23 protein-coding genes and 1 tRNA gene are annotated in these 23813 nt (G+C 68.2%); 17 read left to right on the forward strand and 7 right to left on the reverse strand.

Annotated elements, in window-relative coordinates; translation table 11 throughout:
• Positions 1 to 52 precede the first annotated feature (52 nt).
• The 4 genes from O9Y01_RS22330 (at position 53) to O9Y01_RS22345 (ending at position 4052) form a co-directional block, all read left to right on the forward strand.
• On the forward strand, positions 53 to 1642 hold the full coding sequence (locus tag O9Y01_RS22330) for a glycosyltransferase family 39 protein (protein ID WP_269633854.1): 1590 nt from the start codon (positions 53 to 55) through the stop codon (positions 1640 to 1642).
• 19 nt (positions 1643 to 1661) lie between these two features.
• Entirely contained in the window at positions 1662 to 2276 is a 615-nt protein-coding gene (locus tag O9Y01_RS22335) for a LysE family translocator (protein WP_269633855.1), read from the forward strand.
• Positions 2277 to 2371: 95 nt separating this feature from the next.
• The gene (apbC, locus tag O9Y01_RS22340) at positions 2372 to 3466 is read left to right on the forward strand and encodes an iron-sulfur cluster carrier protein ApbC (RefSeq protein ID WP_269633856.1); all 1095 of its coding nucleotides are present in this window, start codon (positions 2372 to 2374) and stop codon (positions 3464 to 3466) included.
• A gap of 4 nt (positions 3467 to 3470) precedes the next feature.
• Positions 3471 to 4052 carry a nitroreductase family protein gene (locus tag O9Y01_RS22345; protein WP_269633857.1) on the forward strand — a complete coding sequence of 194 codons (582 nt, stop codon included), beginning with the start codon at positions 3471 to 3473 and terminating at the stop codon, positions 4050 to 4052.
• Positions 4053 to 4055: 3 nt separating this feature from the next.
• Here O9Y01_RS22345 and O9Y01_RS22350 read toward each other — a convergent pair whose 3' ends face one another.
• On the reverse strand, positions 4056 to 4601 hold the full coding sequence (locus tag O9Y01_RS22350) for an Mpo1 family 2-hydroxy fatty acid dioxygenase (protein WP_269633858.1): 546 nt from the start codon (positions 4599 to 4601) through the stop codon (positions 4056 to 4058).
• A gap of 95 nt (positions 4602 to 4696) precedes the next feature.
• On the opposite strand from O9Y01_RS22350, the gene O9Y01_RS22355 reads away from it, so the two are divergent.
• From O9Y01_RS22355 to crcB, 3 genes are read left to right on the forward strand one after another with little or no spacing between them, the layout of a single operon-like run.
• Positions 4697 to 5413 (forward strand): Crp/Fnr family transcriptional regulator, encoded by a 717-nt coding sequence (locus O9Y01_RS22355; protein ID WP_269633859.1) that lies wholly within the window; start codon positions 4697 to 4699, stop codon positions 5411 to 5413.
• Positions 5406 to 5942 (forward strand): molybdenum cofactor biosynthesis protein MoaE, encoded by a 537-nt coding sequence (locus O9Y01_RS22360; protein ID WP_269633860.1) that lies wholly within the window; start codon positions 5406 to 5408, stop codon positions 5940 to 5942. Before O9Y01_RS22355 ends, O9Y01_RS22360 begins: the two co-directional genes overlap by 8 nt.
• Positions 5939 to 6319 carry a fluoride efflux transporter CrcB gene (gene crcB / locus O9Y01_RS22365; protein WP_269633861.1) on the forward strand — a complete coding sequence of 127 codons (381 nt, stop codon included), beginning with the start codon at positions 5939 to 5941 and terminating at the stop codon, positions 6317 to 6319. The genes O9Y01_RS22360 and crcB overlap by 4 nt, the downstream gene beginning before the upstream one ends.
• Positions 6320 to 6325: 6 nt before the next feature.
• Here the strand turns inward: crcB and O9Y01_RS22370 are convergent, their stop codons facing one another.
• Positions 6326 to 6868, reverse strand: coding sequence for a DUF1993 family protein (locus O9Y01_RS22370; RefSeq protein WP_269633862.1), 543 nt, complete (start codon positions 6866 to 6868; stop codon positions 6326 to 6328).
• Positions 6869 to 6964: 96 nt separating this feature from the next.
• Between O9Y01_RS22370 and clpB the strand changes: the two genes are divergently transcribed.
• Positions 6965 to 9568: an ATP-dependent chaperone ClpB gene (gene clpB / locus O9Y01_RS22375; protein ID WP_269633863.1), complete on the forward strand. Its 2604-nt coding sequence runs from the start codon at positions 6965 to 6967 to the stop codon at positions 9566 to 9568.
• Positions 9569 to 9637: 69 nt separating this feature from the next.
• On the opposite strand, the gene O9Y01_RS22380 is transcribed toward clpB, so the two are convergent.
• Together O9Y01_RS22380 and O9Y01_RS22385 are read right to left on the reverse strand one after the other, a co-directional pair.
• A complete protein-coding gene (locus O9Y01_RS22380) occupies positions 9638 to 10750 on the reverse strand; it encodes a hypothetical protein (protein WP_269633864.1) in 1113 nt (370 codons plus the stop codon).
• Between the two features lie 36 nt (positions 10751 to 10786).
• Complete coding sequence (locus tag O9Y01_RS22385) at positions 10787 to 12106, reverse strand: NTP/NDP exchange transporter (RefSeq protein WP_269633865.1); 1320 nt, start codon at positions 12104 to 12106, stop codon at positions 10787 to 10789.
• Positions 12107 to 12311: 205 nt separating this feature from the next.
• Between O9Y01_RS22385 and ispD the strand changes: the two genes are divergently transcribed.
• Genes ispD through ispF form a run of 3 tightly spaced genes read left to right on the forward strand, consistent with a single transcriptional unit; the run spans position 12312 to position 13907 of the window.
• On the forward strand, positions 12312 to 13028 hold the full coding sequence (gene ispD / locus O9Y01_RS22390; RefSeq protein WP_269633866.1) for a 2-C-methyl-D-erythritol 4-phosphate cytidylyltransferase: 717 nt from the start codon (positions 12312 to 12314) through the stop codon (positions 13026 to 13028).
• Positions 13025 to 13405: a hypothetical protein gene (locus tag O9Y01_RS22395; RefSeq protein ID WP_269633867.1), complete on the forward strand. Its 381-nt coding sequence runs from the start codon at positions 13025 to 13027 to the stop codon at positions 13403 to 13405. The genes ispD and O9Y01_RS22395 overlap by 4 nt, the downstream gene beginning before the upstream one ends.
• A 10-nt stretch (positions 13406 to 13415) precedes the next feature.
• The gene (gene ispF / locus O9Y01_RS22400) at positions 13416 to 13907 is read left to right on the forward strand and encodes a 2-C-methyl-D-erythritol 2,4-cyclodiphosphate synthase (RefSeq protein WP_269633868.1); all 492 of its coding nucleotides are present in this window, start codon (positions 13416 to 13418) and stop codon (positions 13905 to 13907) included.
• Positions 13908 to 13919: 12 nt separating this feature from the next.
• Here the strand turns inward: ispF and O9Y01_RS22405 are convergent, their stop codons facing one another.
• Positions 13920 to 15248, reverse strand: coding sequence for an ATP-binding protein (locus tag O9Y01_RS22405; protein ID WP_269633869.1), 1329 nt, complete (start codon positions 15246 to 15248; stop codon positions 13920 to 13922).
• 74 nt (positions 15249 to 15322) lie between these two features.
• Positions 15323 to 16051 carry an osmolarity response regulator transcription factor OmpR gene (ompR, locus tag O9Y01_RS22410; RefSeq protein WP_183104246.1) on the reverse strand — a complete coding sequence of 243 codons (729 nt, stop codon included), beginning with the start codon at positions 16049 to 16051 and terminating at the stop codon, positions 15323 to 15325.
• Positions 16052 to 16265: 214 nt separating this feature from the next.
• Here ompR and O9Y01_RS22415 point away from each other — a divergent pair, with 214 nt between their 5' ends.
• On the forward strand, positions 16266 to 16997 hold the full coding sequence (locus O9Y01_RS22415; protein ID WP_269633870.1) for an SIMPL domain-containing protein: 732 nt from the start codon (positions 16266 to 16268) through the stop codon (positions 16995 to 16997).
• A gap of 36 nt (positions 16998 to 17033) precedes the next feature.
• Here O9Y01_RS22415 and O9Y01_RS22420 read toward each other — a convergent pair whose 3' ends face one another.
• A complete protein-coding gene (locus O9Y01_RS22420; RefSeq protein ID WP_269633871.1) occupies positions 17034 to 17804 on the reverse strand; it encodes a 3-hydroxybutyrate dehydrogenase in 771 nt (256 codons plus the stop codon).
• Positions 17805 to 17936: 132 nt separating this feature from the next.
• Here O9Y01_RS22420 and O9Y01_RS22425 point away from each other — a divergent pair, with 132 nt between their 5' ends.
• The 5 genes from O9Y01_RS22425 (at position 17937) to O9Y01_RS22445 (ending at position 23367) form a co-directional block, all read left to right on the forward strand.
• Positions 17937 to 18803: an alpha/beta fold hydrolase gene (locus tag O9Y01_RS22425; RefSeq protein WP_269633872.1), complete on the forward strand. Its 867-nt coding sequence runs from the start codon at positions 17937 to 17939 to the stop codon at positions 18801 to 18803.
• A complete protein-coding gene (locus O9Y01_RS22430; RefSeq protein ID WP_269633873.1) occupies positions 18800 to 21070 on the forward strand; it encodes a RelA/SpoT family protein in 2271 nt (756 codons plus the stop codon). Before O9Y01_RS22425 ends, O9Y01_RS22430 begins: the two co-directional genes overlap by 4 nt.
• A gap of 124 nt (positions 21071 to 21194) precedes the next feature.
• A tRNA-Val gene (locus tag O9Y01_RS22435) sits at positions 21195 to 21271 on the forward strand.
• 315 nt (positions 21272 to 21586) lie between these two features.
• Positions 21587 to 22789 (forward strand): AAA family ATPase, encoded by a 1203-nt coding sequence (locus O9Y01_RS22440; RefSeq protein WP_269633874.1) that lies wholly within the window; start codon positions 21587 to 21589, stop codon positions 22787 to 22789.
• Positions 22786 to 23367, forward strand: a complete 582-nt coding sequence (locus tag O9Y01_RS22445; RefSeq protein ID WP_269633875.1) for a DUF4276 family protein — start codon at positions 22786 to 22788, stop codon at positions 23365 to 23367. Before O9Y01_RS22440 ends, O9Y01_RS22445 begins: the two co-directional genes overlap by 4 nt.
• Positions 23368 to 23813: the final 446 nt, after the last annotated feature.

Raw genomic sequence — 23813 nt, forward strand, 5'->3', positions numbered from 1 at the left:
TTTGCATGCGCCCATTTCCGGTCGCAGCAGCGATCGCGAGAGCAACAGGGCCATGGACAGGAGCAAGGACACGATCAGCCTGGGCGCGCAGCCGCGCGGCGTCGGCCTGCGCCTGGGACCCTGGACCCTGGACATGCAGCGCCGCCGCGATGCCGGCCGCCTGCTCCTTGCCTTCCTCGTCTTCCATGCCCTGCTGTGGGTCGTCAGCTCCGCGCTGACCCACCGCGCCCCGCCCTGGGACAACATCGAGCAGCTGGTCTGGCAGCAGTCCCTGCAATGGGGCTACTACAAGCACCCGCCGTTCCCCACCTGGTGGCTCAGCTTCTGGACCACGCTGCTGGGCAAGCAGATCTGGGTGACCTTCTTCGCCGCGCAGCTGAGCGTGGTGCTGATGCTCTACATGGTCTGGCGCATCGGCCTGCTGGTGATGTCGCCGGCGCGCGCGCTCTGCGCGGTGCTGCTGAGCAGCCTGCTGGTCTACCACGGCATCCACGGCATCATGGCCAACCACAACACGGTGCAGCTGATGCCCGTGGCCCTGCTGCTGTGGACCGGCCTGCTGGCGGTCCGGGAGGGCGGCTGGTGGCGCTGGCTGCTGGCCGGCCTGGCCGCAGCCTTCTGCATGCTGACCAAGTACAGCGCCCTGATCTGGCTGGCCGTGCTGGGCCTTTGGATGATCCAGGACCTGCGCATGCGCCGCCTGCGCCCCTGGCTGGGGGCAGGTCTTGCCCTGCTGGTGGCGGCCGTGCTCTTTGCGCCGCACGTGCAGTGGCTGCTGCGGGAAGGCGCGCCCACCCTCGGCTACGTCAGCAAGGCCGTCAATGGCGAGAACGATGCCTCGCAGCTGGGCCACTGGGGCCGGCTGCTGAATTTCGTCGTGATCCAGTTCGGCCGCGCGCTGCCTCTGCTGCTGGCCACGGGCCTGCTGGCCTGGCTGCTGCGGTCGCATGCCCGCTGGCCGGGCGTCCAGGTGCCTGAGCGGCCGGAGCTGCGCTTCATCAGCTTCATGGCGCTGGGCCCGGTGCTGCTGACCTCCCTGCTGGGCGTGGCCGGCGTGAAGCTGGGCTCGGCCTGGGCTGCCACCTTCTTCGTGGTGCTGGGCCTGTGGCTGATGCGCTTTGTCCCGGCCTACGAACCCAACCGCATGGTGCGCACGGCGCTCATCATTGCCGTGGGCTTCGAGCTGCTGATGGCCCTGAGCCAGGCCCTGGCCAATGGCTGGCTGGTGGACCTCAAGGACCGCCCGGCCCGCGCCAACTTCCCGGCGCAGAACCTCGCCGCCCAGGTGGACGCGGTCTGGCGCCAGCACCAGCCGGGGCCGCTGCACATCCTCGTCGGTGAGACCTGGCTGGCGGGCAATGTCTCGGTGCATGCGCCCACGCACCCGCTGGTCTTTCTGGATGCCGACCCGCAGAAGTCGCCCTGGGTCAAGCCCGAGATGGTCCGCCAGTGCGGCGCCATGCTGGTCATCGACGTGCGTGACCTGGGCCAGCTGCCCGCTGCCGTGAACGCCCTGCGCGAGCAGGCCTACGCCCAGGGCCGCATCGACCTGCCCTGGACGCGGCGCGGCACCGGGCCGCACCTGCAGGTGGAGTGGTCCATCGTGGCGCCGGAGAAGCCGGGCCTCTGTCCGGTGAACTGACAGCCGCTAGCATGGCGGCATGAAGCTGTACCTCCTCTTCCTGCTGGTGGCCGCCGCCACGGTGGCCAGCCCCGGGCCCGGCGTGATGCTCTCGCTCAACAACGCCCTGCGCCTGGGCTGGCGCGGCAGCCTGCCGGGCATCGCCGGCGTGGCAGCGGGGGCGGCGGTGGTGGCGGGCATCTCGGCCACCAGCCTTGGACTGCTGCTGGCGCAGTCGGCCCTGGCCTTCACCGTGATCAAGCTGCTGGGCGCGGCCTATCTGGTGTGGCTGGGGATCAAGCTCTGGCGGGCGCCCTCCCAGGACTGGGCAGAGGCGGCCCAGGCGCCGGTGCTGAGCCCGCGCCGACGCTTCCTCGAAGGTCTGATGCTGCAGTTCACCAATCCCAAGGCCATCGTCTTCTTTCTGTCCATCCTGCCGCAGTTCGTGGACCCGGCCCATGCCGCAGCGCCGCAGCTGCTGCTGCTGGTGCTCAGCTATGCGGGCCTGGTGCTGCTCATCCACAGTCTCTATGCCTGGGGTGCGCAGTCGGTGGGGCGCTTCCTGGGCTCGGCCCGCGGCCGGCGCTGGTTCCAGCGTGGCAGCGGCCTGGTCTTCATCGGCTTCGGGCTGGCGCTGGCGCGGGCCAGCCGCTGAACCCTCGAGCCGCCCGCCCGACCCTGCTTGGCGCGGGCCTATGACTGGGCGGCAAGGGCCCCTGGGCTAGACTGCGCGGCTTGCGAGAGATCCCCATGAGCATGAACCAAGAAGCCCTGGTGCTGCAGGCCCTGCAGCGCGTCGTCGATCCTGTGACCCAGCAGGATTTCGTCAGCAGCAAGCAGATCAAGCAGCTGCGCATCGAGGGCGAGGCCCTGAGCTTCGAGCTGGAGATGGGCTACCCGGCCGCCGGCCTGCATGGCGCCCTGCGCGAATCGCTCGCCGCCGCGGCCCGGACCGTGCCGGGCATTGCGCGCGTGGACATCCGCATCAGCACCCGCGTGCTGGCCCATGCCGTGCAGCGCGGCGTGCAGCTGCTGCCCGGCGTCAAGAACATCGTGGCCGTGGCCTCGGGCAAGGGCGGCGTGGGCAAGAGCACCACCGCCGCCAACCTGGCCCTGGCCCTGGCGGCCGAAGGCGCCCGCGTGGGCCTGCTGGACGCCGACATCTACGGCCCCAGCCAGCCCCTGATGATGGGCGCCAGCGGCCAGCCGGAGTCGAAGGACGGCAAGACCATGGAGCCCATCCTGGCCCATGGCATCCAGCTGATGTCCATCGGCTTCCTGGTCGCCGAGGACCAGGCCATGGTCTGGCGCGGCCCCATGGCCACCCAGGCCCTGGACCAGCTGCTGCGCCAGACGCACTGGCAGGACCTGGACTACCTCATCATCGACATGCCGCCCGGCACCGGCGACATCCAGCTGACCCTGTCCCAGCGCGTGCCGGTGACGGGGGCCGTCATCGTGACCACGCCCCAGGACATCGCCCTGATCGACGCCAAGAAGGGTCTGAAGATGTTCGAGAAGGTGGGCGTGCCCATCCTGGGCCTGGTCGAGAACATGGCGGTGCACATCTGCACGAACTGCGGCCATGCCGAGCACATCTTCGGCGCCGAGGGCGGCCAGAAGATGGCCGCGCAGTACGGCCTGGCCTACCTGGGCGGGCTGCCGCTGGCGCTGTCCATCCGCGAGCAGGCCGATGCCGGCCGGCCCAGCGTGGTGGCCGAGCCCGAGGGCGAGATCGCGCTGCGCTACCGCGACATCGCCCGCAAGGTGGCGGCGCGCATCGCGGGGCAGGCCCGGGACTATTCGTCCAAGTTCCCCACCATCACCATCTCCAAGAACAGCTGAGCCCATGAGCATGCCGGGACCCGAGCTGCTGCAGGCCCTGCTGGCGCGCCATTCCGTCGGCCCCAAGCACCTGGCCGAGCCAGGCCCGGATGAGGCGCAGCTGCAGCAGATGGTGGCCGCCGCGCTGCGGGGGCCGGACCACGGCGAGCTGGTGCCCTTCTGCTTCAAGTGGGTGGGCGGCGAGGCCCGCCAGCGCATGGCCGATCTGTTCGCCGCGGCCGCGCGACGTGCGGGCAAGGATGAGGCCGGCGCGGCCCTCGACGCCGAACGCGCCCTGCGCCCGCCCGTGACGGTGGCGCTGGTGGCGCGCATCGACATGGGCCACCCGCAAGTCCCTGCCCATGAGCAATGGGCCTGCGTGGGCGGCGCCCTGGCCAATTTCCTCAACGCGGCGCATCTGCTGGGCTATGGCGCCAAGATGCTTTCCGGCGCCAAGGTGCGGGATGCCGACATCGTGGCCGCCTTCTGCGAGCCCGGCGAGACCCTGCTGGGGTGGATCGCCCTGGGCACGCCGCTCAAGGCCGGCCGCGCCTCACGCAAGCCCGAGGCCGCGGCGGTGCTGCAACGCTGGCCGAAGTCCGGCTGATCCTCAGCCCTGCTGCGTGGCTTTGAGGTCACGCACATGCGTCGGGCCCACGCGGGCCTCGATGGCGGCCAGCATGGCCTTGCCCCAGCCCAGCGCGAACAGCAGCTCGCCCACCACGAACATGGGCCCGACCAGCAGGCCCACCAGATCGTCCACGAAGGCGGGCTTGCGGCCCTCGTAGTAGTGGCCGACGAACTGGATGATCCAGCCCACCACGAAGCTGCCCACGCCCACCGTCAGCCAGGCGGCCGCCGATCCCTGCGCAAAGGGAGTGGCCAGGGCCATCAGCAGGGCGTTCACGGCCACGGTGGCCAGGCCCAGCACCAGGGCGCCGCGGCTGAGGTACCACAGCGCGCTCACGAAGCACAGCAGCCAGGCGGCGTTGGCCGGCAGACCCGCCACCTCCAGCGGGATGCGCGCCAGCAGCACGCCGATGGCGAACACGATCAGGGGGATGCCCACGAAGTGCGTGGCGATATTGCGGCGGTCGCGGTGGTAGGCGGCGTACTGGGCCATCAGGTCCAGGGCAGGACGGAAGGGGCTGGCCATGGCGGGTCTCCACGTTTGTCTTGATATCCATCAGCTTAGGCAGCGGCGAGCATTCGCACTGTCAAAGATTCGACAGTTGAGCCCCTCCCAAACCCATGGTCCCGGATGACGACTACCAGGCCCTGGCCCGCAGCCGCTGGTTTGCCAGCTGCGAGCCCGCGCTGCAGGCCGCCCTGCGCGCGCTGGGTCACGGCCTGAGCCTGGTGGACGGCGAGCTGCTGTTCCACCAGGGCCAGCGCTCGGCCGGCCTGTGCTGCGTGCTCGCGGGCGCCCTGCAGGTGGGGCGGCTGCAGCCGGACGGCACGCAGAGCCTGCTGGCCTGGCTGGAGGCTGGTCACTGGTTCGGCGAGATCTCCCTGCTGGACGGCCAGCCCCGCACCCACGATGTGCGCAGTGACGGCACGAGCCGGCTCTGGCTGGTGCCCGAGGCGGCCCTGGTGGCCTGGCTGGACCAGCATCCGCGGCACTGGCGCAGCATCGCCCGCCTGGCCTGCGCCAAGCTGCGCCAGAGCTTCGAGGTGCTGGAGGACATCGCCCGCCTGCCCCTGGAGGCACGGCTCGCCAAGCGCCTGCTGCAGGTGGCTCAGGGCTATGGCGAGCAAGACCTGACCCCACAGGATGCGTCGACACCCCGGCGCCTGCGCCTGCCCCAGGAGCAGCTGGCCTTGATGATGGGCGTGAGCCGGCAGACCGTGAACAAGGCGCTGAAGTCCCTGGAGGCGCAGGGGCATATCGCGCTGCGCTACGGCGGCATCGAGCTGCTGGCGCCGCAGGCTCTGGCGGCGCTGGGGCAGAATCTTGGGCATGACTAAGCCAGCACGCGTCCGCATCCAGACCTCGGACTTCGACCTCAGCGCCGAGTGCGCCGCCCTGCGCGCCGACGATGGCGGCGTGGGCGCCGTCGTCAGCTTCGTGGGCACGGTGCGTGGCGGGGCCGGGCAGCCGGGTGCGGATGCCATCTCGCTGATGGAGCTGGAGCACTACCCCGGCATGACCGAGGCGGCCATCGAGGCCATGATCGACGAGGCCCAGCGCCGCTTCGACATCCGCGCCGCCCGCGTGATCCACCGTGTGGGGCCGCTGGCCCCGCTGGACCAGATCGTGGGCGTTTTCGTCAGCTCCCGCCACCGCGGCCAGGCCTTCCAGGCCTGCGAGTTCCTGATGGACTACCTCAAGACCCAGGCCCCGTTCTGGAAGAAGGAGCATGGGCCGGACGGCGCCCGCTGGGTCGATGCCCGCGAGGTGGACGACGCCGCGCTGGCGCGCTGGGGCATTGCCTCGGACAACGCCTCGAATACCGCCTCGGACATCGCCTCGGACCGCGCGGCGTCGGGCGCATGAGCCTGCCCCTGCAGATCGCCGCCGTCGCCGTGGGGGCCAGCGCGGGCGCCCTGGCGCGCTGGGGCGCGGGCCTGTGGCTCAATGCGCGCTGGACGGGGTTTCCGCTGGGCACGCTGCTGGTCAATGTGCTGGGCGGCTTCCTGATCGGCATGGCCCTGGAGTGGTTCGGCCGCATGCCCAACGAGATGGCGCGCCTGCTGCTGGTCACCGGCTTTCTGGGCGGGCTGACCACCTTCTCCAGCTTCTCTGGCGAGTCCCTGAGCCTGCTGCAGCGGGGCGACTTCGGCCTGGCCCTGGCTCACACCCTGATCCACGTGCTGGGCTCGCTGGCTGCCGCCGCGGCCGGGCTGGCCCTGATGCGTGCCGCGCTGAGCTGAGCGCCTTCAGTACTGGTGCAGGCCGTCGTACTGCGCCTTGCCCAGCGGCAGGCCCTGCTGGCGCAGCAGCAGATAGACGGCGGTGAGGTGGAAGCAGAAATTGGGCAGGGCGAACTCGTGGATCCAGGCGCGCAGCGGCATCTGCAGCCAGGCCTGGCCGGCGTCGCCCTCGACCAGACGGCCGGCGGGCTCGAAGTCCTCGGGGCGCCAGGCCTGCACCTGGGCTTGAAGCGCCTGCACCTGGCGCTGCATGCCGGCCAGGTCCTGCGGCCAGTCCGGGTAGCGGGGCTCGCTGCCGCGCAGCACCGCCTCCATGCGGGGCACGAAATTGCCGCAGATCCAGACCTGGCTGCGCAGGGGCAGCATGTCCGGTACCAGGCGGGTCTCCAGCAGCACGTCCTCGCCCAGCCCCTGGCTTTGAAGCCGCAATTGAGCCAGGTCAAGAAGCCCATCCAGCTGCCCGAGATAGCGTAGAAGGGTGGGCACGGTGCCGAGATGAAGCTCGGAGCCGGCGCTGCACGGGGCGGTGGAGTTGGCGGTCTGTGGCATGGTCGGCATTCTGACCGCGGACGCCGGCCTGTCACCCCGCGGCTCTTGAAATGCGGCGAGCTGCGCCCACTTGAACGACAACGGAGGATCACATCCATGCGAGTCGACAAGTTCACCACGCGCTTTCAGGAAGCCCTGGCCGAAGCCCAGAGCGGCGCCGTCACGCGCGACAACCCCTACATCGAACCCGCCCACCTGCTGCAGGCCATGCTGGCGCAGGAGGACGGCCCGCGTGCCCTGCTGGAGCGGGCCGGCGTGCGCCTGCCGGCGCTGAAGACGGCGCTGGACAGCATCGTCAACGGCCTGCCGCAGGTGCAGGGCGAGGGCCAGCAGGTCCAGCCCAGCCGTGAGCTCGTCAGCCTGCTGCAGGCGGCCGAGAAGGAAGCCGCCAAGCGCGGTGACCACTTCATCGCCAGCGAGATGTTCCTGCTGTCCCTGGCCGACGCCAAGAGCGACCTGGCCGGCATCGTCCGCGGCCACGGCCTCACCCGCAAGGGCCTGGAGGCTGCCATCGAGGCGGTGCGGGGCGGGCAGAAGGTGGATTCGCAGGAGTCCGAGGGCAATCGGGAATCCCTGAAGAAGTACACCCTGGACCTCACCGAGCGCGCGCGCCAGGGCAAGCTGGACCCGGTGATCGGCCGCGATGACGAGATCCGCCGCGCCATCCAGGTGCTGCAGCGCCGCTCCAAGAACAACCCCGTGCTGATCGGCGAACCGGGCGTGGGCAAGACCGCCATCGTGGAGGGCCTGGCTCAGCGCATCGTCAACGGCGAGGTGCCGGAGTCGCTGAAGGACAAGCGCGTGCTGGTGCTGGACATGGCCGGTCTGCTGGCCGGTGCCAAGTACCGCGGCGAGTTCGAGGAGCGGCTGAAGTCCGTGCTGAAGGAAGTGGCGGCTGACGAAGGTCGCATCATTCTCTTCATCGACGAAATCCACACCATGGTCGGCGCGGGCAAGGCCGAGGGCGCCATCGACGCCGGCAACATGCTCAAGCCGGCCCTGGCCCGCGGCGAGCTGCACTGCATCGGCGCGACCACGCTGGACGAATACCGCAAGTACGTCGAGAAGGACGCCGCCCTGGAGCGCCGCTTCCAGAAAGTGATGGTCGACGAGCCGACGGTGGAGGCCACCATCGCCATCCTGCGCGGCCTGCAGGAGAAGTACGAGGTGCACCACGGCGTGGAGATCACCGACCCGGCCATTGTGGCCGCGGCCGAGCTCTCGCACCGCTACATCACCGACCGCTTCCTGCCGGACAAGGCCATCGACCTCATCGACGAGGCCGCGGCCAAGATCAAGATCGAGATCGACTCCAAGCCCGAGGCCATGGACAAGCTCGACCGCCGCCTGATCCAGCTGAAGATCGAGCGCGAGGCCGTGCGCAAGGAAAAGGACGAGGCCTCGCAGAAGCGCTTCGAGCTGATCGAGGAAGAGATCGAGAAGCTGCAGCGCGAGTACGCGGACCTGGAGGAGATCTGGAAGTCCGAGAAGGCCACGGCCCAGGGCTCGGCCCAGGTCAAGGAAGAGATCGACCGCATCAAGTTCCAGATCGAGGAACTCAAGCGCAAGGGTGACTTCAACAAGGTCGCCGAGCTGCAGTACGGCAAGCTGCCCGAGCTGGAGAAGCGCCTCAAGGAAGCGCAGGCCAAGGAGAGCGACAAGGCGGGCAAGGCCAAGCAAGGCGCCGCGCCGCAGCTGCTGCGCACCATGGTCGGCGCCGAGGAGATCGCCGAGGTGGTGTCCCGCGCCACGGGCATTCCCGTGTCCAAGCTGATGCAGGGCGAGCGCGACAAGCTGCTGCAGATGGAAGACAAGCTGCACCAGCGCGTGGTGGGCCAGGACGAGGCCATCACCGCGGTGGCCGATGCCATCCGCCGCTCGCGCGCCGGGCTGTCCGATCCCAACCGCCCGCTGGGCTCCTTCCTCTTCCTGGGCCCGACGGGCGTGGGCAAGACCGAGCTGTGCAAGGCGCTGGCGGGCTTCCTCTTCGACAGCGAGGACCACATGGTGCGCATCGACATGAGCGAGTTCATGGAGAAGCACTCGGTGAGCCGCCTCATCGGCGCGCCCCCGGGCTATGTGGGCTATGACGAGGGTGGCTACCTGACCGAGGCCGTGCGCCGCAAGCCCTACAGCGTGCTGCTGCTGGACGAGGTCGAGAAGGCCCACCCGGACGTGTTCAACGTGCTTCTGCAGGTGCTGGACGACGGCCGCCTGACCGACGGCCAGGGCCGCACCGTGGACTTCAAGAACTGCGTCATCGTGATGACCTCCAACCTCGGCTCCCAGCACATCATGGCGCTGGCCGGCCAGGACGAGGAGGTGATCCGCGAGGCCGTGTGGGGCGAGGTCAAGCAGCACTTCCGCCCGGAGTTCCTGAACCGCATCGACGAGACGGTGATCTTCCATGCGCTGGACGCCCAGCACATCCAGTCCATCGCCAAGATCCAGCTGCGCCAGCTGGAGGAGCGCCTCGCGAAGCTGGAGATGAAGCTGGACGTCAGCGAGGACGCCTTGGCCGAGCTGGCCAAGGTGGGCTTCGACCCGGTCTTCGGTGCGCGGCCGCTCAAGCGGGCGATCCAGCAGCGCATCGAGAATCCGCTGTCCAAGCTGATCCTGCAGGGCCGCTTCGGTCCCAAGGACGTGATCCCGGTGCAGGTCGAGAACGGCGAGTTCAGCTTCGGGCGCGTGGTGCACTGACCCCGTCGCTCAAGAAGGCAAAGGGCGCGAACCCGCGAGGGTCGCGCCCTTTTCACTGGCGCCTGTGGGTCAGCCCTTGGCCTGCTTCCAGCGCTGCAGCAGCGTGGCTTCCTGCTCCGCGCTGAAGGCCAGCTTCACGCGGCCCTTCTCCTCCTTGAGCTGGGTCTTGTACCAGGCCAGGGTGTCGGCCACGGTCTGCTCGACGGGGCGGAACTTCAGGCCGGCCTTGACGGCGCGGGTGGTGCGCCAGGTGTGGAAGCCCTTGCTGTCACCGAGGTAGGGCGCCCAGATGGGCATGTCCAGGTCTTCCTGCTTGGCCATGAACTCGCCCGGCACCCAGGTCACGGTGCCCGGCGTGCCGGCGGACTTCTGGCAGGCGGCGATCACGCGGCCCCAGCTCATGGGCTCGGCAGGGCCGACGGCGTTGAACTGGCCCATGGTGCCGTTCTCCACGAGGTGCACCAGCCAGGTGGCGAGGTCGCGCACGTCGATCAGCTGCAGCGGGTCCGTGGGGGCGCCTGGCACGGCGATCTCTCCGCCCTTGTCGAAGCGCACCGGCCAGTAGGTGAAGCGGCCGGTGGGATCGTCCGGGCCCACGATGTAGCCGGGGCGCACGATGGTGCTGCGGCCGGGCAGGGCCTTGGCCACGGCGGCCTCGCAGGCGGCCTTGAGTCCGCCGTAGTTCTCGTAGTTCTTGCCCATGGTCTCGACCGCGGGGTCGGCCAGCACGGCCAGGGGCGAGTCCTCGTCGCCGCCCACGGGCACCGGTTCCTTGTAGGCGCTGATGCTGGAGATGTAGATGTACTGCTTCACCCGCGGCGCCAGCAGCTGCGCCGAGGCGCCGACCATGCGGGGGTAGTAGCCGGAGTCGTCGATCACGGCATCCCATTCGCCGGTCTCGAGCGACTTCAGGCCCTCGCCCTTGAGCGGGTCGCGGTCGCCCTGGCGCTTCTCGACATCGGGGAACAGGCCGGGCCGGGTCTTGCCACGGTTGAAGAGGGTCAGGACATGCCCCCGTGCCCGGGCCACCTCGACGATGGCCGGGCCCAGGAAGCCCGTGCCGCCCAGCACCAGGATGCGCTTGGGCGAGGGGGCTTTGTCCGCGGCATGGGACTGGGGCAGCAGGCTCAGGGCGCCGAGGCCGGCGGTCCATTGCATCAGGTGGCGACGGGTGGGTTTCATGGGACGTCCTTTTCAGCGGAAGGGAAGAGGGAGGGCTCAGGAGCGCAGTGCCGCGGCGGCCGGCGCAGGGGGGGTGGGCGGAGGCGCGTCGGGCCGGGCGGCCTGCTGGCGTACGAGCTGCCCCAGCGAGCGGCCCGTCCAGATCCACAGGCCGGCGCAGCCCAGGGCGGCGAGGCTCACGGGCAGGGCCAGCACGCTCATCAGCGTGGGGGCCCAGACGCCCAGCACGTCGCCCACGCGGTAGACGAAGGTGTCGATGAAGGGCTTGGACTTGTAGCGTTCCTCGGGCCCCAGCGGGATGTACAGCAGCTCACGCGCCGGGCGATCCACCGCGTAGTGCAGGCCGCGGCGCAGCACCTGCACGGCCGCCAGCACCGCGAAGCTGGGCCACAGGGCCAGGGCGCCGAAGCCGGCGAGCGTCAGCGTGGGCAGCACCAGCAGCACGCCGCTGACGCCGATCCAGCGCAGCAGGCGGCCGGTCAGGAAGAGCTGGGTCAGCAGGGTCAGGGCATTGACCCACAGGTCCAGCCGCGCGAAGGCCGCGGTGCGTTCGGCGCCGCTGGCGAAGCTGCTGGCCACGATCTCGCCCTGGGTCAGGTAGAGGAAGGTGGAGGTCAGCGCATACAGCAGCATGTAGACGCACAGGGCCTGCAGATAGCGCGAGCCCGCGATCGCCCTCCAGCCCTCCAGGGCCGAGGGCCCGGGCTCGCGCTCGGGCTGGGCCTGCTCCGAGACACCGAAGTGCCGCCGCAGCACGCCCATGCAGGCCACCGCGATCTCCAGCGCCAGCACCGAAAGGCCCATCAGCGCCGCCGGCCCCAGCTGCAGGCCCCAGCTGCCGCGGCTCAGCGCGTCCGTCAGCGCGGCGCCGCCCATGGCGCCCAGGGTGCCGCCCATGGAGATCAGGCCGAAGAGGCGCCGGCCCTGCTCCTCGCGGAACACATCGCTCATGAGGCTCCAGAACACCGAGACCACGAAGAGGTTGAAGACGCTCAGCCACACGTAGAAGGCATAGCCCAGCCACACGGCGCCGGGCCAGGCCATCATCAGGCCCCCGAAGACCAGCAGATTGGCCGCGAAGAAATGCGAGACCGCCGGGATGAAACGCCGCCGCGGCCAGCGCGACACCAGCTTTGCGTAGAGCGGGTTGGCCACCAGCATCACCAGCAGGGTCACGCTCATCAGCCAGGGCAGCTTGTCCGCGCCCTTGGCGATGCCCATGGCCTCGCGCACCGGGCGCAGCAGGTAGTAGCTCAGCAGCAGGAAGAAGAAGTAGGCGGCAGCCCACAGCAGGGCGCGGCCTTCGCCGGGGCGCACCAGCACCAGTCGCTGCAGGAGGGGTCGTGAGGCGGTCATGGGGGACATGCGGGGAAACTGGGCGGAGGGGCGGCGAAGGCCGCGCCTGTCTTGACTGGCATTGAAGGCCGGCCACGCCGCCTTGTCCTGAAGTCATGCCGGCTTTGTGATGCCATTTGTTCTCAGTGTTTTCACGGTTGGCGGCGCGGGCCGCGGGCGGCGGCCGGGGCCGGAGCGGCGGTGGAGCTTTCTACAATCCGCCTCCATGACTTCCTATTCCGTGGGCGTGCAGCCCCGTTGCTTCGCCCTGGTGCCCGCGGCCGGCGTGGGCAGCCGCTCGGGCGCCGCGCAGCCCAAGCAGTACGTGCCCCTGGCGGGCCGCGCCCTGATGGCCCACACGCTCGATGCCCTGCAGGCCGTGCCGGGCCTGGACGCGACCCTGGTGGTGCTGTCCCCCGAAGACGATCAGTTCGAGCAGGCCGTGCCCGGCTTCGCCGGCGAGCGCGCCTGGGTCGCTCGTTGCGGCGGTGCCAGCCGCGCCGAGAGCGTCGCCAACGGCCTGCTGGAGCTCCAGGCCCGCGGCGCCCAGCCCCAGGACTGGGTGCTGGTGCACGATGCCGCGCGCTGCCTGCTGCGGCCTGAGTGGGTGCAGGCGCTGATGGCCGCCTGCGCGGACGACGAGGTCGGCGGCCTGCTGGCCCTGCCGGTGGCCGACACGCTGAAGGACGAGGCCGAGGGCCGCGTGCAGGCCACCGTCGACCGCCGCGGCAAATGGGCCGCGCAGACCCCGCAGATGTTCCGCCTGGGCCTGCTGCAGCCGGCGCTGCGCCTGGTGGGCGACGCGGCCACCGACGAGGCCAGCGCCGTCGAAGCCCTGGGGCACCGGCCGCGGCTGGTGGCGGCGTCGCTGGAGAATTTCAAGGTGACCTATCCGGCGGACTTCGAGCTGGCCGAGCGCCTGCTGAGGAGCCGGGCCGGATGAGTTTTCGCACCGGCTGCCGCGCTGCGCTGCTCCTGGTCCTGGCGACCGGTCTCAGCACCCCCGCCTTTGCGCACGGCAGCGGTTTCTTCCTGGTTCTGGTCGGCGGGTCGCTCTTGCTGGCTTGCTATGCGCTGCTGCTGATTCGTGCCCTCTTCTTCACGCCTCCACGCTGGCGAGGGCGGGTCATCGGGATGACCTTGCTGGCGGCGCCGCTTTGGCTGCTGGTGGCTCTCGGCCCCTTGGGTGTTCCTGTCCTTGAGCGGCTGCTCAGGGACTTCGAGGTCGCCTGGTCGCTGCTCGTGCCCTTGGTACTGGCTGCGCTGGGCTGGATCATGCAAAACCGAATCCGCCGGGGACACCGCCCGGCCCGAAAGTGAGACTCTGACCATGAACGCACTGGACCTGCGCATCGGCGAAGGCTGGGACACCCACCAGCTCGTCAGCGGCCGCCCGCTGATCCTCGGCGGCGTGACCATCCCGCACACTCACGGCCTGCTGGGCCATTCCGATGCCGATGCACTCGCCCACGCCATCACCGACGCCCTGCTGGGCGCCGCGGCCCTGGGCGACATCGGCAAGCTCTTCCCCGACACCGCGGCGGCCTTCAAGGATGCCGACTCCATGGTGCTGCTCGCCGAAGCCCATCGCAAGGTGCGCGAGGCGGGCTGGGCCCTCGTCAACATCGACAGCACCATCGTGGCCCAGGCGCCCAAGATGGCGCCGCACATCGTGCCCATGCGCGAGCGCCTGGCTCAGGTGCTGAGCCTGCCGGTCGATCGCATCAATGTGAAGGCCAAGACGGCCGAGAAGATGGGCCCCGTGGGCGAGGGCCGGGCCATCGAGACGCGGGCGGTGTGCCTGCTGATGCGCGCGGGCTGAGCCCGCCCGGGCTCACTGCGCGCGGCGCAGGCGGATCTGGGTGACCAGGCCGCCGTCGTCGGCATTGCGCATGGAGAGCTTGCCGCCCTGGCGCTGCACCGACTTCTCCACGATGGCCAGGCCCAGGCCGGCGCCGGTGGCCGCGGTGCGGGCGGCATCGCCGCGGAAGAAGGGCGTGGTGAGCTTGTCCAGCTTGTCCTGGGGCACGCCGGGGCCGTGGTCGCGCAGGGTGATCAGCACCTCGGCGCCCTGCACCTTGGCGGTCACCAGCATCAGGGTGGGCAGGTCCGGCAGGTGGCCATAGCGGCGGGCGTTCTCCATGATGTTCAGGAAGATGCGGCCCAGCTCGACCTCGTCGGCCCAGACCTTGATGTCCGCCGGCACATTGTTCTGGATGCGGATCTGGGACGGGTCGCGGAAGCCCTGGGCCTCGCGCTCGGCCACGTCGCGCAGCTTGATGGGATGCAGGGCCAGCTCGCTGGGGCGGGCGTAGTCCATGAACTTGTTGATGATGGCGTCGAGCTGGTCGATGTCCTGGGCCATGTAGAGCCGGGCCTGCTCGTCGGTCACGCTCATCTCGGCCTCCAGCCGCAGACGGGCCAGGGGGGTGCGCAGGTCATGGGAGATGCCGGCCAGCATCACGCTGCGGTCTTCCTCCATCTTGGCCAGGTCGCGGGCCATGCGGTTGAAGCCCATGTTGACCTCGCGGATCTCGCTGGTGAGGGTGCTCTCGTCCAGTCGCGAGTCGTACTCGCCCTCGCGGATGCGGCCGGCGGCGGTGGCCAGCTCGCGCAGCGGGTGGTTGATCAGCCGGGCGATCAGGGCCGAGCCCAGGATGGTCACCAGCAGCGCGATCAGCAGCCACCACCAGTTGGCGGTGAGCCGCGCGGACATGGGCTCGGGGTTGGTGCGCAGCCAGTAGTGCTCGGTGTCGATGCTGAAGCGCACCCACAGGCCGGCCTCGCCATTGAGGCTGCCGGCCACGACGGTGTCCGCACCCAGGCGCTGCTGCAGGGCCTGGACCAGCTGGTGGGTGAAGCTGCTGTTGCCGTAGTCCACCCACTGGTCGGTGGGCTCGGAGATCTCCACCTGGATGTCACGGCTGTGGGTCAGCGACTTGATCATGGCCACGCGGTTCACACCGTCGGTGGTGGCCATGGCGGCACGGCACAGATTGACCAGGCCGGCCAGCTGATGGGCGGACTCCAGCGCGCGGGGTTCGGCGTCCAGCGCCCGGAAGGTCAGCTGCCAGGCGAACACGGCGCCGGCCAGCAGGGCGGCCAGCAGCGCGAAGGTGCGCCAGAACAGGTTGAAGGCGAGGATCTTGGGCGGTTGCGGCATGGGCGCTCAGCCTGCCCGACGGGCGGCTTCAGGCGACGCCAGGCCGCGGCGGGCCGGCGTCAGCAGGGGAGGGGTCAGCTGTTCTCGTCGGGCACGAAGACGTAGCCCACGCCCCAGACGGTCTGGATGTAGCGGGGCTGGGCCGGGTCCGATTCCAGCAGCTTGCGCAGGCGCGAGATCTGCACGTCCAGGCTGCGGTCGAAGGGCTCGAACTCGCGGCCGCGGGCCAGCTGGGCGAGCTTGTCGCGCGACAGCGGCTGGCGCGGGTGGCGCACCAGGGCCTTGAGCATGGAGAACTCGCCGGTGGTGAGGGGCAGGGGCTCGCCGTTCTTGGACAGGCGGCGCAGGGCCAGGTCGAACTCGAAGGGGCCGAAGCTGACCGTCATCGGCTCCTTGGACGGCGCACCAGGCGCCTCCATGGCCGGGCGGCGGCGCAGCACGGCATTGATGCGGGCCAGCAGCTCGCGGGGGTTGAAGGGCTTGGCGAGGTAGTCGTCGGCGCCCACTTCCAGGCCCACGATGCGGTCCACTTCCTCGACCTTGGCCGTCAGCATGATGATGGGCGTGCTGTCGTTGGCGGCACGCAGGCGGCGGCAGATGGACAGGCCGTCCTCGCCGGGCATCATCAGGTCCAGCACGATGAGGTCGACGGTCTCGCGGGTCAGCTGCTTGTTGAGCGCCTTGCTGTCTTCGGCCAGCAGGACCTCGAAGCCCTCCTGCGTCAGGTAGCGGCGCAGCAGGTCGCGGATACGGGCATCGTCATCGACGACGAGGATGCGGTTGGCGCGGGTACTGCTGCTCATGAACGGCTCCGGGAAATATGTAACAGCGCCATTGTGGGCCTGTTCGCCGCATGAATCGCAACCGAATCAACAGTCGTTACGGTTTGGTAACAACTCAAGCGGAGCCTTGCCAACGAGGGGTCGGCGCCCTTCGTTGTGGGCGGGGCGCGGCCTGTCCTGCTATGGTCAGGCCTGCCCCATTTCCAGCGATTTCAAGGATTCCAAGGAGGATTGCATGAAGAAGCGACTGCACCGCGCCGCATGGGCCGGTCTCATTCTGGGCTCGGCCGCACTGCCTGCGCTGGCCCAGCAGGCGGCCAGCCCGCTGCCGCGCGACCGGCTGAATCTCTCGGCCACCGCCAGCGTGGAGGTCACGCGTGACACCCTCGGCGTGGTCTTCTCGACCACCAAGGATGGCAACAACGCCGCCGCGGTCCAGCTGGCCCTGAAGCAGGCCCTGGACGCCGCGCTGGCCGAGGCGAAGAAGATCGCCAAGCCGGGCCAGGTCGAGGTGCAGACGGGCAATTTCTCCATGTACCCGCGCTACGGCAGCAAGAATGGCCAGACCTACATCAACGGCTGGCAGGGCTCGGCCGAGCTGATGGTGGAAGGGAAGAACATCGGCGCCATCTCCGAGCTGACGGGTCGCATCGGCACCATGAGCATTGCGCGGGTGGGCTACAGCCTGTCCAAGGAGGCCCGCGAGCAGCAGGAGAGTGCGGTGGTGGCGCAGGCCATCGCCCAGTTCAAGGCCCGGGCCGCGGAGTACGCGAAGCAGTTCGGCTTCAGCGCCTATGAGATCGGCGAGGTGAGCGTCAACACGCAGGATGCCGCGCCCATGCCCATGGCCGCTCCCGCGCTGCGCATGAAGGCCGCCGGCGCGTCCATGGACGAAGCCCTGCCGGTGGAGGCCGGCAAGGCGACGGTAAGCGTCAGCGTGAACGGTTCCGTCGTGATGAAGCGCTGAACAAGCGGGGGCCGCTTCGTGCGGCCTCCCGGCGGCTCACTGGGCAGTCCAGCCGCCGTCCAGGCTCCAGGCCTGACCGCGCACATTGGCGGCCGCCTCGGAGCACAGGAACACCGCCAGCGCGCCCAGCTGCTCGGGCGTGGTGAACTGCAGCGAGGGCTGCTTCTCGGCCAGCAGGCGGCGCTTGGCCTCGTCGTTGTCCACGCCATCGGCCGCGGCGCGCGCGTCGACCTGCTTCTGCACCAGCGGCGTCAGCACCCAGCCGGGGCAGATGGCGTTGACGGTGACCGGGCTGGTGGCGGTCTCCAGGGCCACGGACTTGGTGAAGCCCACCAGGCCGTGCTTGGCCGCCACATAGGCCGACTTCTGCGCCGAGGCCACCAGGCCATGCACCGAGGCCAGGTTGATGATGCGCCCCCAGCCCTTTTCCAGCATGCCGGGCAGCGCCAGGCGCGTGGTGTGGAAGGCCGAGCTGAGGTTGATGGCAATGATGGCGTCCCAGCGCTCCGTCGGGAAGTCCTGGACCGGCGCCACGTGCTGGATGCCGGCGTTGTTCACGAGGATGTCCACCCCCCCGAACTCGCGCTGGGCATAGGCCATCAGCTCGGTGATCTCGGCGGCCTTGCTCATGTCGGCCCCGTGGTAGCCGACCTTCACGCCCAGTGCCGCCACCTCGGTCTTCGGACCCTCGGCATCTCCGAAGCCGTTGAGCACGATGTTCACGCCCTCGCGGGCCAGAGCGAGGGCGATGCCCAGCCCGATGCCGCTGGTGGAACCGGTCACCAGGGCGGTCTTGCCTTTCAACATGTGAATTCCTTTCGTGGGTCTGCGTGGACTTCGGGATGCGGGCCTGCCTGCCAGGGCAGAATGCCGTCAACGCCCTCGCGGGCTTTTGGAATCCCGGGGACGGCCCGGCGCTTCCGCGTGAGGATACAAACAATGTCTGAACCGCTGCTGAATACCCTGCGCTGCCTCAGCGCCACCGGCCTGCACCGCATGGCCTATTGGGAATGGGGGGCCCGGGACAATCCGCGGGTGCTGGTCTGCGTGCACGGCCTGGCCCGCCAGGGCCGGGACTTCGACCGCCTGGCCCGACGGCTCAGCCGCGACTACCGCGTGATCTGCCCGGACGTCGTCGGCCGCGGCCGCAGCGACTGGCTCAAGAACCCCGCCGCCTACCAGATCCCGAGCTATGTGGCCGACATGGTCACGCTCATCGCCCGGCTGGACGTCGAGCAGGTGGACTGGGTGGGCACCTCCATGGGCGGGCTGATCGGCCTGGGCCTGGCCTCGCTGCCGGGCACGCCCATCCGTCGCCTGGTGCTCAATGACGTGGGCCCCAGCGTCGAGGCGGCGGCCCTCCAGCGCATCGGCGCCTATCTGGGTCAGCCCCTGCGCTTCAAGACGGTGGAGGAGGGGGCTGCCTATCTGCGCACCATCTCCGCCGGCTTCGGTCCCATCAATGACGAGGACTGGCTGACGCTGTCCCGGCCCATGTTCAAGGCCGACGGGGACCAGTTCAAGCTGCACTACGACCCCGCCATCGCGCAGGCCGTGGCGGCGGTCACGCCCGAGATCGCAAAGACGGCCGAGCAGATGCTCTGGGCCGGCTACGACAGCCTGCGCATGCCCACGCTGCTGATCCGCGGGGCGGACTCGGACCTGCTCTCGCGCGCCACCGCCGAGGCCATGACCCAGCGCGGGCCGCGTGCCGAGCTGGTGGAGATCGCGGGGGCAGGTCATGCCCCCATGTTCAGCGACGAGGCGCAGATCGCCGTCGTCGAGGAGTTCCTGAAGCGCGCATGAAGACCGGAGTTGCCGTACATCCCGCCGAGCACGCGGCGCCCATCGTGGCGCTGGCCGATGCCGACCTGCCCGCCGCGCTGCCCGGCGCCGATCCGCAGGCCGGAGGCACCCCGCTGCTGCCCGTGGCCCGGGCGCGCGCCTTCGCCGAGCCTCTGCTGCGCGGCCAGCCTCTGGACACCGGCGAGGACGCCCTGGCCCACGCCGACGGCGTGGCGGCCCTGCTCGCCGGCGTCGGCGCGGCGCCGGCCATGCAGGCCGCGGCCTATCTCGTCTATGCGGGCGACTTCCTCAACAAGCCCGAGGAGATCGTCGCCAAGGCCTTTGGCGAGAGCTATGCCAGCCTGGTGACGCACACCCGCAAGCTGGTGCAGATCCAGCGGGCGGCGCGTGAGGCCCTGGTCGAGGAGGAGCTGCGGCAGCAGCAGACGGAGCGCGTGCGCAAGATGCTGCTGGCCTTCTCGCGGGATCTACGCGTGGTGCTGCTGCGCCTGGCCTCGCGCCTGCAGACCCTGCGCTACTACGCCGCGAGCAAGTTGCCCTGTCCCCCGGCCCTGGCCACGGAGTCGCTGCAGGTCTTCGCGCCCCTGGCCAACCGCCTGGGCATCTGGCAGGTCAAGTGGGAGCTGGAGGACCTGTCCTTCCGCTTCCTCGAGCCCGAGACCTACAAGGCCATCGCCAAGAGCCTGGACGAGAAGCGCCTGGAGCGCGAGGTCAATGTCGAGTTCGCGCGCGTGGGCCTGGTGCAGGAGCTGCGCGCCCTGGGCATCGAGGCCGAGGTGCAGGGCCGGCCCAAGCACCTCTACAGCATCTGGAAGAAGATGCAGGGCAAGAGCCTGAGCCTGGAGCGGGTCTTCGACCTGCGCGCCCTGCGCGTCATCGTCAAGGACGTGGCCGATTGCTACGCCGTGCTGAGCCATCTGCACGAGAAGTACCAGCCCGTGGCCGGCGAGTTCGACGACTACATCGCCAAGCCCAAGCCCAATGGGTACCAGTCCCTGCACACCGTGGTGCGCGGGGCCGACGACAAGGCCATGGAGGTGCAGATCCGCACCCGGGCCATGCACGAGCATGCCGAGCATGGCGTGGCGGCGCACTGGGCCTACAAGGAAGCGGGCACCAAGGGCTATGCCGGCGTGGCCGCCGCGGGCGACTTCGAGGAGCAGGTCGCCCAGGCCCGCAAGGCCGTGCTGCGCCAGCTGCTGGCCTGGGAGCGCGACTACGTCAGCAACGAGGCGCAGGGCGTCTTCGACGACCGCATCTACGTCTTCACGCCGCAGTCGACCGTGGTGGAGCTGGCGGCCGGCTCGACCCCGGTGGACTTCGCCTATGCGGTGCACACGGACCTCGGCCACCGCTGCCGCGGTGCCAAGGTCGACGGCCAGATGGTGCCGCTGAACACGCCGCTGCAGAGCGGGCAAACCATCGAGATCAGCGCGCTCAAGGAAGGCGGTGGGCCCTCGCTGGACTGGCTCAACCCGGAGCTGGGCTATCTGCAGAGCCAGCGCAGCCGCGCCAAGGTGCGGGCCTGGTTCAATGCCCAGGCCCAGGCGCAGACCGTGGCCAAGGGCCGCGAGCTGGTCGAGAAGCTGCTGCAGCGCGAAGGCCGCACCGCGATCAAGCTGGAGGACCTGGCCTCGCGCCTGGGCTTCAAGAATGCGGACGCACTCTTCGAGGTGGTGGGCAAGGACGAATACTCGCTGCGCAATATCGAGCTGCTGCTGCGCCCACAGGAACAGCAGCCCGAGACCGACGAGCAGCTGGCCCTGCGCCGCACCAAGGCCGGCAGCAAGGGCGCGGGGCAGGGCGGTGTGCTGGTGGTGGGCGTGGACTCGCTGCTGACCAACCTCGCGCGCTGCTGCCGCCCGGCCCCGCCGGACGAGATCAGCGGTTATGTGACCCGCGGCAAGGGCGTGGCCATCCACCGCTGCGACTGCAGCAACTTCCGCGAGATGGCGCACCGCGCGCCCGAGCGCGTGATCGCCGTGACCTGGGGCGAGCAGTCCGGCAAGGGCGGGCAGGGTCTGGCCTATCCGGTGGACGTCATCATCGACGCCATGGAGCGCCAGCACCTGCTGCGCGACGTGCTGGAAGTCTTCGCCAAGGAGAAGCTCAACGTCACCGCCATGAACCTGCAGCCCAGCAAGCAGAGCAAGGGCTCCAACAGCTGGATCAGCCTGACGGTGGAAGTGAGCGACTCCGGCCGCCTGTCCAAGGTGCTGCAGGCCGTGACGCAGGTGAGCGGCGTGCGCAGCGCGCGGCGGCGCTGAGGGCAGGGCCTTCCAGCGCGCGCTCCAGGGGCGCCGCACAGAGCCGTTCTCCTGGGCACGCATGAAGAAAATTTCGAGAAAGTAGACAACTCCGAAAATTCCATGCTATAGTGCGAAGCTCTTCAGGCGCGTAGCTCAGTTGGTTAGAGCACCACCTTGACATGGTGGGGGTCGTTGGTTCGAATCCAATCGCGCCTACCAAATTCGGTAGGTTAAAAAGCCCGGTAACTCAATAAGTTGCCGGGCTTTTTGCTTTGCGTTTGCACTTGCTGGGGACACTTCGGGGACAACGGACGAGTCTCTGTCCTGAGAGGGCGCGGTGATGATGAGCATGAACGCGGTCACGAGCGCATCTGCCCGATGGTCTTTGCGAATTGCTTCGTTGGCTGGCAAAGGCGTGTAATCCTGCTTAGTCTTGGCGCTCACAGCGGATAGGATCCGCCAAGTAACCCCAATGACCTTCTCAACCTCAGTTGCGGTAGCTTCGCCAGAAAGAGGGAAGGGATGACAGAACTGATGAACAAGAACATCCTGATCCATCGCGTCAGAGCAAAGAACTTCAAGAGCATTGCTGCTTGCGATGTCAAGCTTGGATCGCTGACCTATTTGGTCGGGCCGAACGGTTCTGGCAAGAGCAATTTCATGGATATCCTCCATTTCGTCAAGGATGCTTTGCAAGGCTCATTGGAAAATGCTCTGCACCTGCGAGGGGGGTTGTCGGAAGTTCGTCGACGTAGTGGAGGACACCCGACGCATTTCGGATTGCGCCTTGACATGCGACTACCCGATGGGCGCGAGGCTTATTACGCGTTTAACGTCGGCGCTCGCCCGTCCGGTGGCTTCGAAGTTCAAAGAGAAGAATGCGCGATTGGAGCTCTGGGACAGGGTCCAAGCTATCGAGTTGTCCAAGGCAGACCCGAGCGCACAAGCGAAGACGTATTCCCGGTTAGCACCCCAGATCGTCTTGCGCTTGTTAATGCGGCTGGTCTCCCGGCGTTCAGACCTGTATTCGATGCCTTGGTCGGGATGGGTTTCTATAACTTGAATCCTCGAGTCATTCGCGATCTTCAAAAGCCTCAGGACGGTGCAATCCTAAAGCCGCTGGGTGAGAACATCGCAAGCGTCCTTGGTTTCATGGAGCGTTACGCCCCGAAAGACAAGCAAGTAGTTGAGGAATACCTCAACGCCGTGGTTCCTTCTGTGCACGGTGTTGAAAGAATCGGCGTCGGTCACATGGAGACCATTGAGTTTCGGCAGGACACTGCTGGAGCGAAATTTCCATGGAAATTCGCTGCAAACAGCATGTCTGACGGTACGCTGCGTGCACTTGGGATATTGGTGGCCTTGTTTCAAGGTGGCGACACGGATCGGCCAGGGGTCATTGGCATCGAAGAACCAGAGGTTGCATTGCATCCTGCGGCGGCGGCGTTGGTGCGCGAGGCATTGGGAAGGGCGGCAGAGCGCTGCCAGGTGCTTGTGACAAGTCACAGTCCCGAGTTGCTAGACGACCAGGAGATCAAGGACGACGCCATCCTTTCCGTGACTGGGGAGTCTGGTGCCACGCAAATCGCTCCAATTGATGATGCATCGCGAAAGGTGATGCGAGAGCAACTCTATACAGCCGGCGAGCTGCTCCGGCTAAACCAGTTAGCACCAGATCCCAAGGCGCTTCTTGATCCGGAGGGCCGCCAACTGAAGCTGTTTGGTGATGAGCAATGACCAAGCTAATTGCCATTGTCGAGGGCGACGGTGAGGTCGTTGCGCTTCCAATACTCGTCCGGCGGCTCGCTGAGCGGTTCGGTCGCTACGATGTCGAGGTCCTCCAACCGCTCCGTATTCATCGTGAAAAGTTCCTGCGACGTGAAGACGAATTTAGACGGATGCTTGAACTAGCTCAGGCGAAGGCTTCAGGCGGCACAGTCTTCGTCTTGCTCGATGCGGATGATGACTGCCCGGTCGACTTAGCTGCGCGGATCCGGCAAAAGGCTGCACCAGTCCTTCGCGACGTACAGCTTGCGGTGGTGGTCGCCAATCGTGAGTACGAGGCTTGGCTTTTGGCTTCAGCGGAGTCGATCGGCGGAAGGCGCGGACTTCTACCGGATCTGAGCGCTCCTCCCAACTGTGACTCAGTACGAGATGCCAAAGGGTGGCTGTCCGAGCGCATTCCAACTGGTCGATATCGTGAAGTGACCGATCAGCCGGCACTGACTGCTGTGTTTGATGTAGACCTAGCCTTGGAGCGGAGCAGATCCTTTCAGAAATTTGTGAAGGAACTTGAGTCTGCCATTTCAGACTGATCGGCAGACTTGAACTGGACGCTTGGCCCCATCGAGCCCCTGATAACAGGGCATGGCATCTTCAGACCACCCAGGCCCAATTAAGGGGGGTAGCTAGGGGTGTGCCGCATGGAGCGTGAGACCCCTACCGTCCCCTTGGTGCCCCTGGCCAACTGGTTCGAATCCAATCGCGCCTACCAAATTTGGAGATCGATTAAGTCGGTCTCAACTGGTAGGCCTCGCTTTCAGCGAGGAACCCAAAGCAAAGCCCGGTAGATCTCTGATCTGTCGGGCTTTTTGCTTTGGGTCGACGCTTGCTGTGTGCCGCCTGGCTGACCCGCAGCTCGAGACCGCTGCACAACTCCCCCTCGCGACACCGCCCCCCGGTCGATGTGAAGGGAATTCCGCGATGTGCAATCCGATTCGAGCTTTTAGCCCGTTTCAGGACCTTTTGAGCCCTTCTCCCG

This window comes from Pelomonas sp. BJYL3 (assembly GCF_027257975.1).
Taxonomy (GTDB): Bacteria; Pseudomonadota; Gammaproteobacteria; order Burkholderiales; family Burkholderiaceae_C; genus Roseateles_B; species Roseateles_B flavus.

Bases quoted from the DNA above. Each gene is read 5' to 3' on its own strand.
- O9Y01_RS22360 (WP_269633860.1), top strand. From the start codon at position 5,406: ATGACTAAGCCAGCACGCGTCCGCATCCAGACCTCGGACTTCGACCTC.
- O9Y01_RS22430 (WP_269633873.1), top strand. From the start codon at position 18,800: ATGAAGACCGGAGTTGCCGTACATCCCGCCGAGCACGCGGCGCCCATC.
- clpB (WP_269633863.1), top strand. From the start codon at position 6,965: ATGCGAGTCGACAAGTTCACCACGCGCTTTCAGGAAGCCCTGGCCGAA.
- crcB (WP_269633861.1), top strand. From the start codon at position 5,939: ATGAGCCTGCCCCTGCAGATCGCCGCCGTCGCCGTGGGGGCCAGCGCG.
- O9Y01_RS22420 (WP_269633871.1), bottom strand. From the start codon at position 17,804: ATGTTGAAAGGCAAGACCGCCCTGGTGACCGGTTCCACCAGCGGCATC.
- O9Y01_RS22405 (WP_269633869.1), bottom strand. From the start codon at position 15,248: ATGCCGCAACCGCCCAAGATCCTCGCCTTCAACCTGTTCTGGCGCACC.
- ispF (WP_269633868.1), top strand. From the start codon at position 13,416: ATGAACGCACTGGACCTGCGCATCGGCGAAGGCTGGGACACCCACCAG.
- O9Y01_RS22385 (WP_269633865.1), bottom strand. From the start codon at position 12,106: ATGACCGCCTCACGACCCCTCCTGCAGCGACTGGTGCTGGTGCGCCCC.
- O9Y01_RS22350 (WP_269633858.1), bottom strand. From the start codon at position 4,601: ATGGCCAGCCCCTTCCGTCCTGCCCTGGACCTGATGGCCCAGTACGCC.
- ispD (WP_269633866.1), top strand. From the start codon at position 12,312: ATGACTTCCTATTCCGTGGGCGTGCAGCCCCGTTGCTTCGCCCTGGTG.
- O9Y01_RS22355 (WP_269633859.1), top strand. From the start codon at position 4,697: ATGGTCCCGGATGACGACTACCAGGCCCTGGCCCGCAGCCGCTGGTTT.
- O9Y01_RS22425 (WP_269633872.1), top strand. From the start codon at position 17,937: ATGTCTGAACCGCTGCTGAATACCCTGCGCTGCCTCAGCGCCACCGGC.
- ompR (WP_183104246.1), bottom strand. From the start codon at position 16,051: ATGAGCAGCAGTACCCGCGCCAACCGCATCCTCGTCGTCGATGACGAT.
- O9Y01_RS22380 (WP_269633864.1), bottom strand. From the start codon at position 10,750: ATGAAACCCACCCGTCGCCACCTGATGCAATGGACCGCCGGCCTCGGC.
- O9Y01_RS22445 (WP_269633875.1), top strand. From the start codon at position 22,786: ATGACCAAGCTAATTGCCATTGTCGAGGGCGACGGTGAGGTCGTTGCG.
- apbC (WP_269633856.1), top strand. From the start codon at position 2,372: ATGAGCATGAACCAAGAAGCCCTGGTGCTGCAGGCCCTGCAGCGCGTC.
- O9Y01_RS22370 (WP_269633862.1), bottom strand. From the start codon at position 6,868: ATGCCACAGACCGCCAACTCCACCGCCCCGTGCAGCGCCGGCTCCGAG.
- O9Y01_RS22415 (WP_269633870.1), top strand. From the start codon at position 16,266: ATGAAGAAGCGACTGCACCGCGCCGCATGGGCCGGTCTCATTCTGGGC.
- O9Y01_RS22345 (WP_269633857.1), top strand. From the start codon at position 3,471: ATGAGCATGCCGGGACCCGAGCTGCTGCAGGCCCTGCTGGCGCGCCAT.
- O9Y01_RS22330 (WP_269633854.1), top strand. From the start codon at position 53: ATGGACAGGAGCAAGGACACGATCAGCCTGGGCGCGCAGCCGCGCGGC.
- O9Y01_RS22440 (WP_269633874.1), top strand. From the start codon at position 21,587: ATGAACAAGAACATCCTGATCCATCGCGTCAGAGCAAAGAACTTCAAG.
- O9Y01_RS22335 (WP_269633855.1), top strand. From the start codon at position 1,662: ATGAAGCTGTACCTCCTCTTCCTGCTGGTGGCCGCCGCCACGGTGGCC.
- O9Y01_RS22395 (WP_269633867.1), top strand. From the start codon at position 13,025: ATGAGTTTTCGCACCGGCTGCCGCGCTGCGCTGCTCCTGGTCCTGGCG.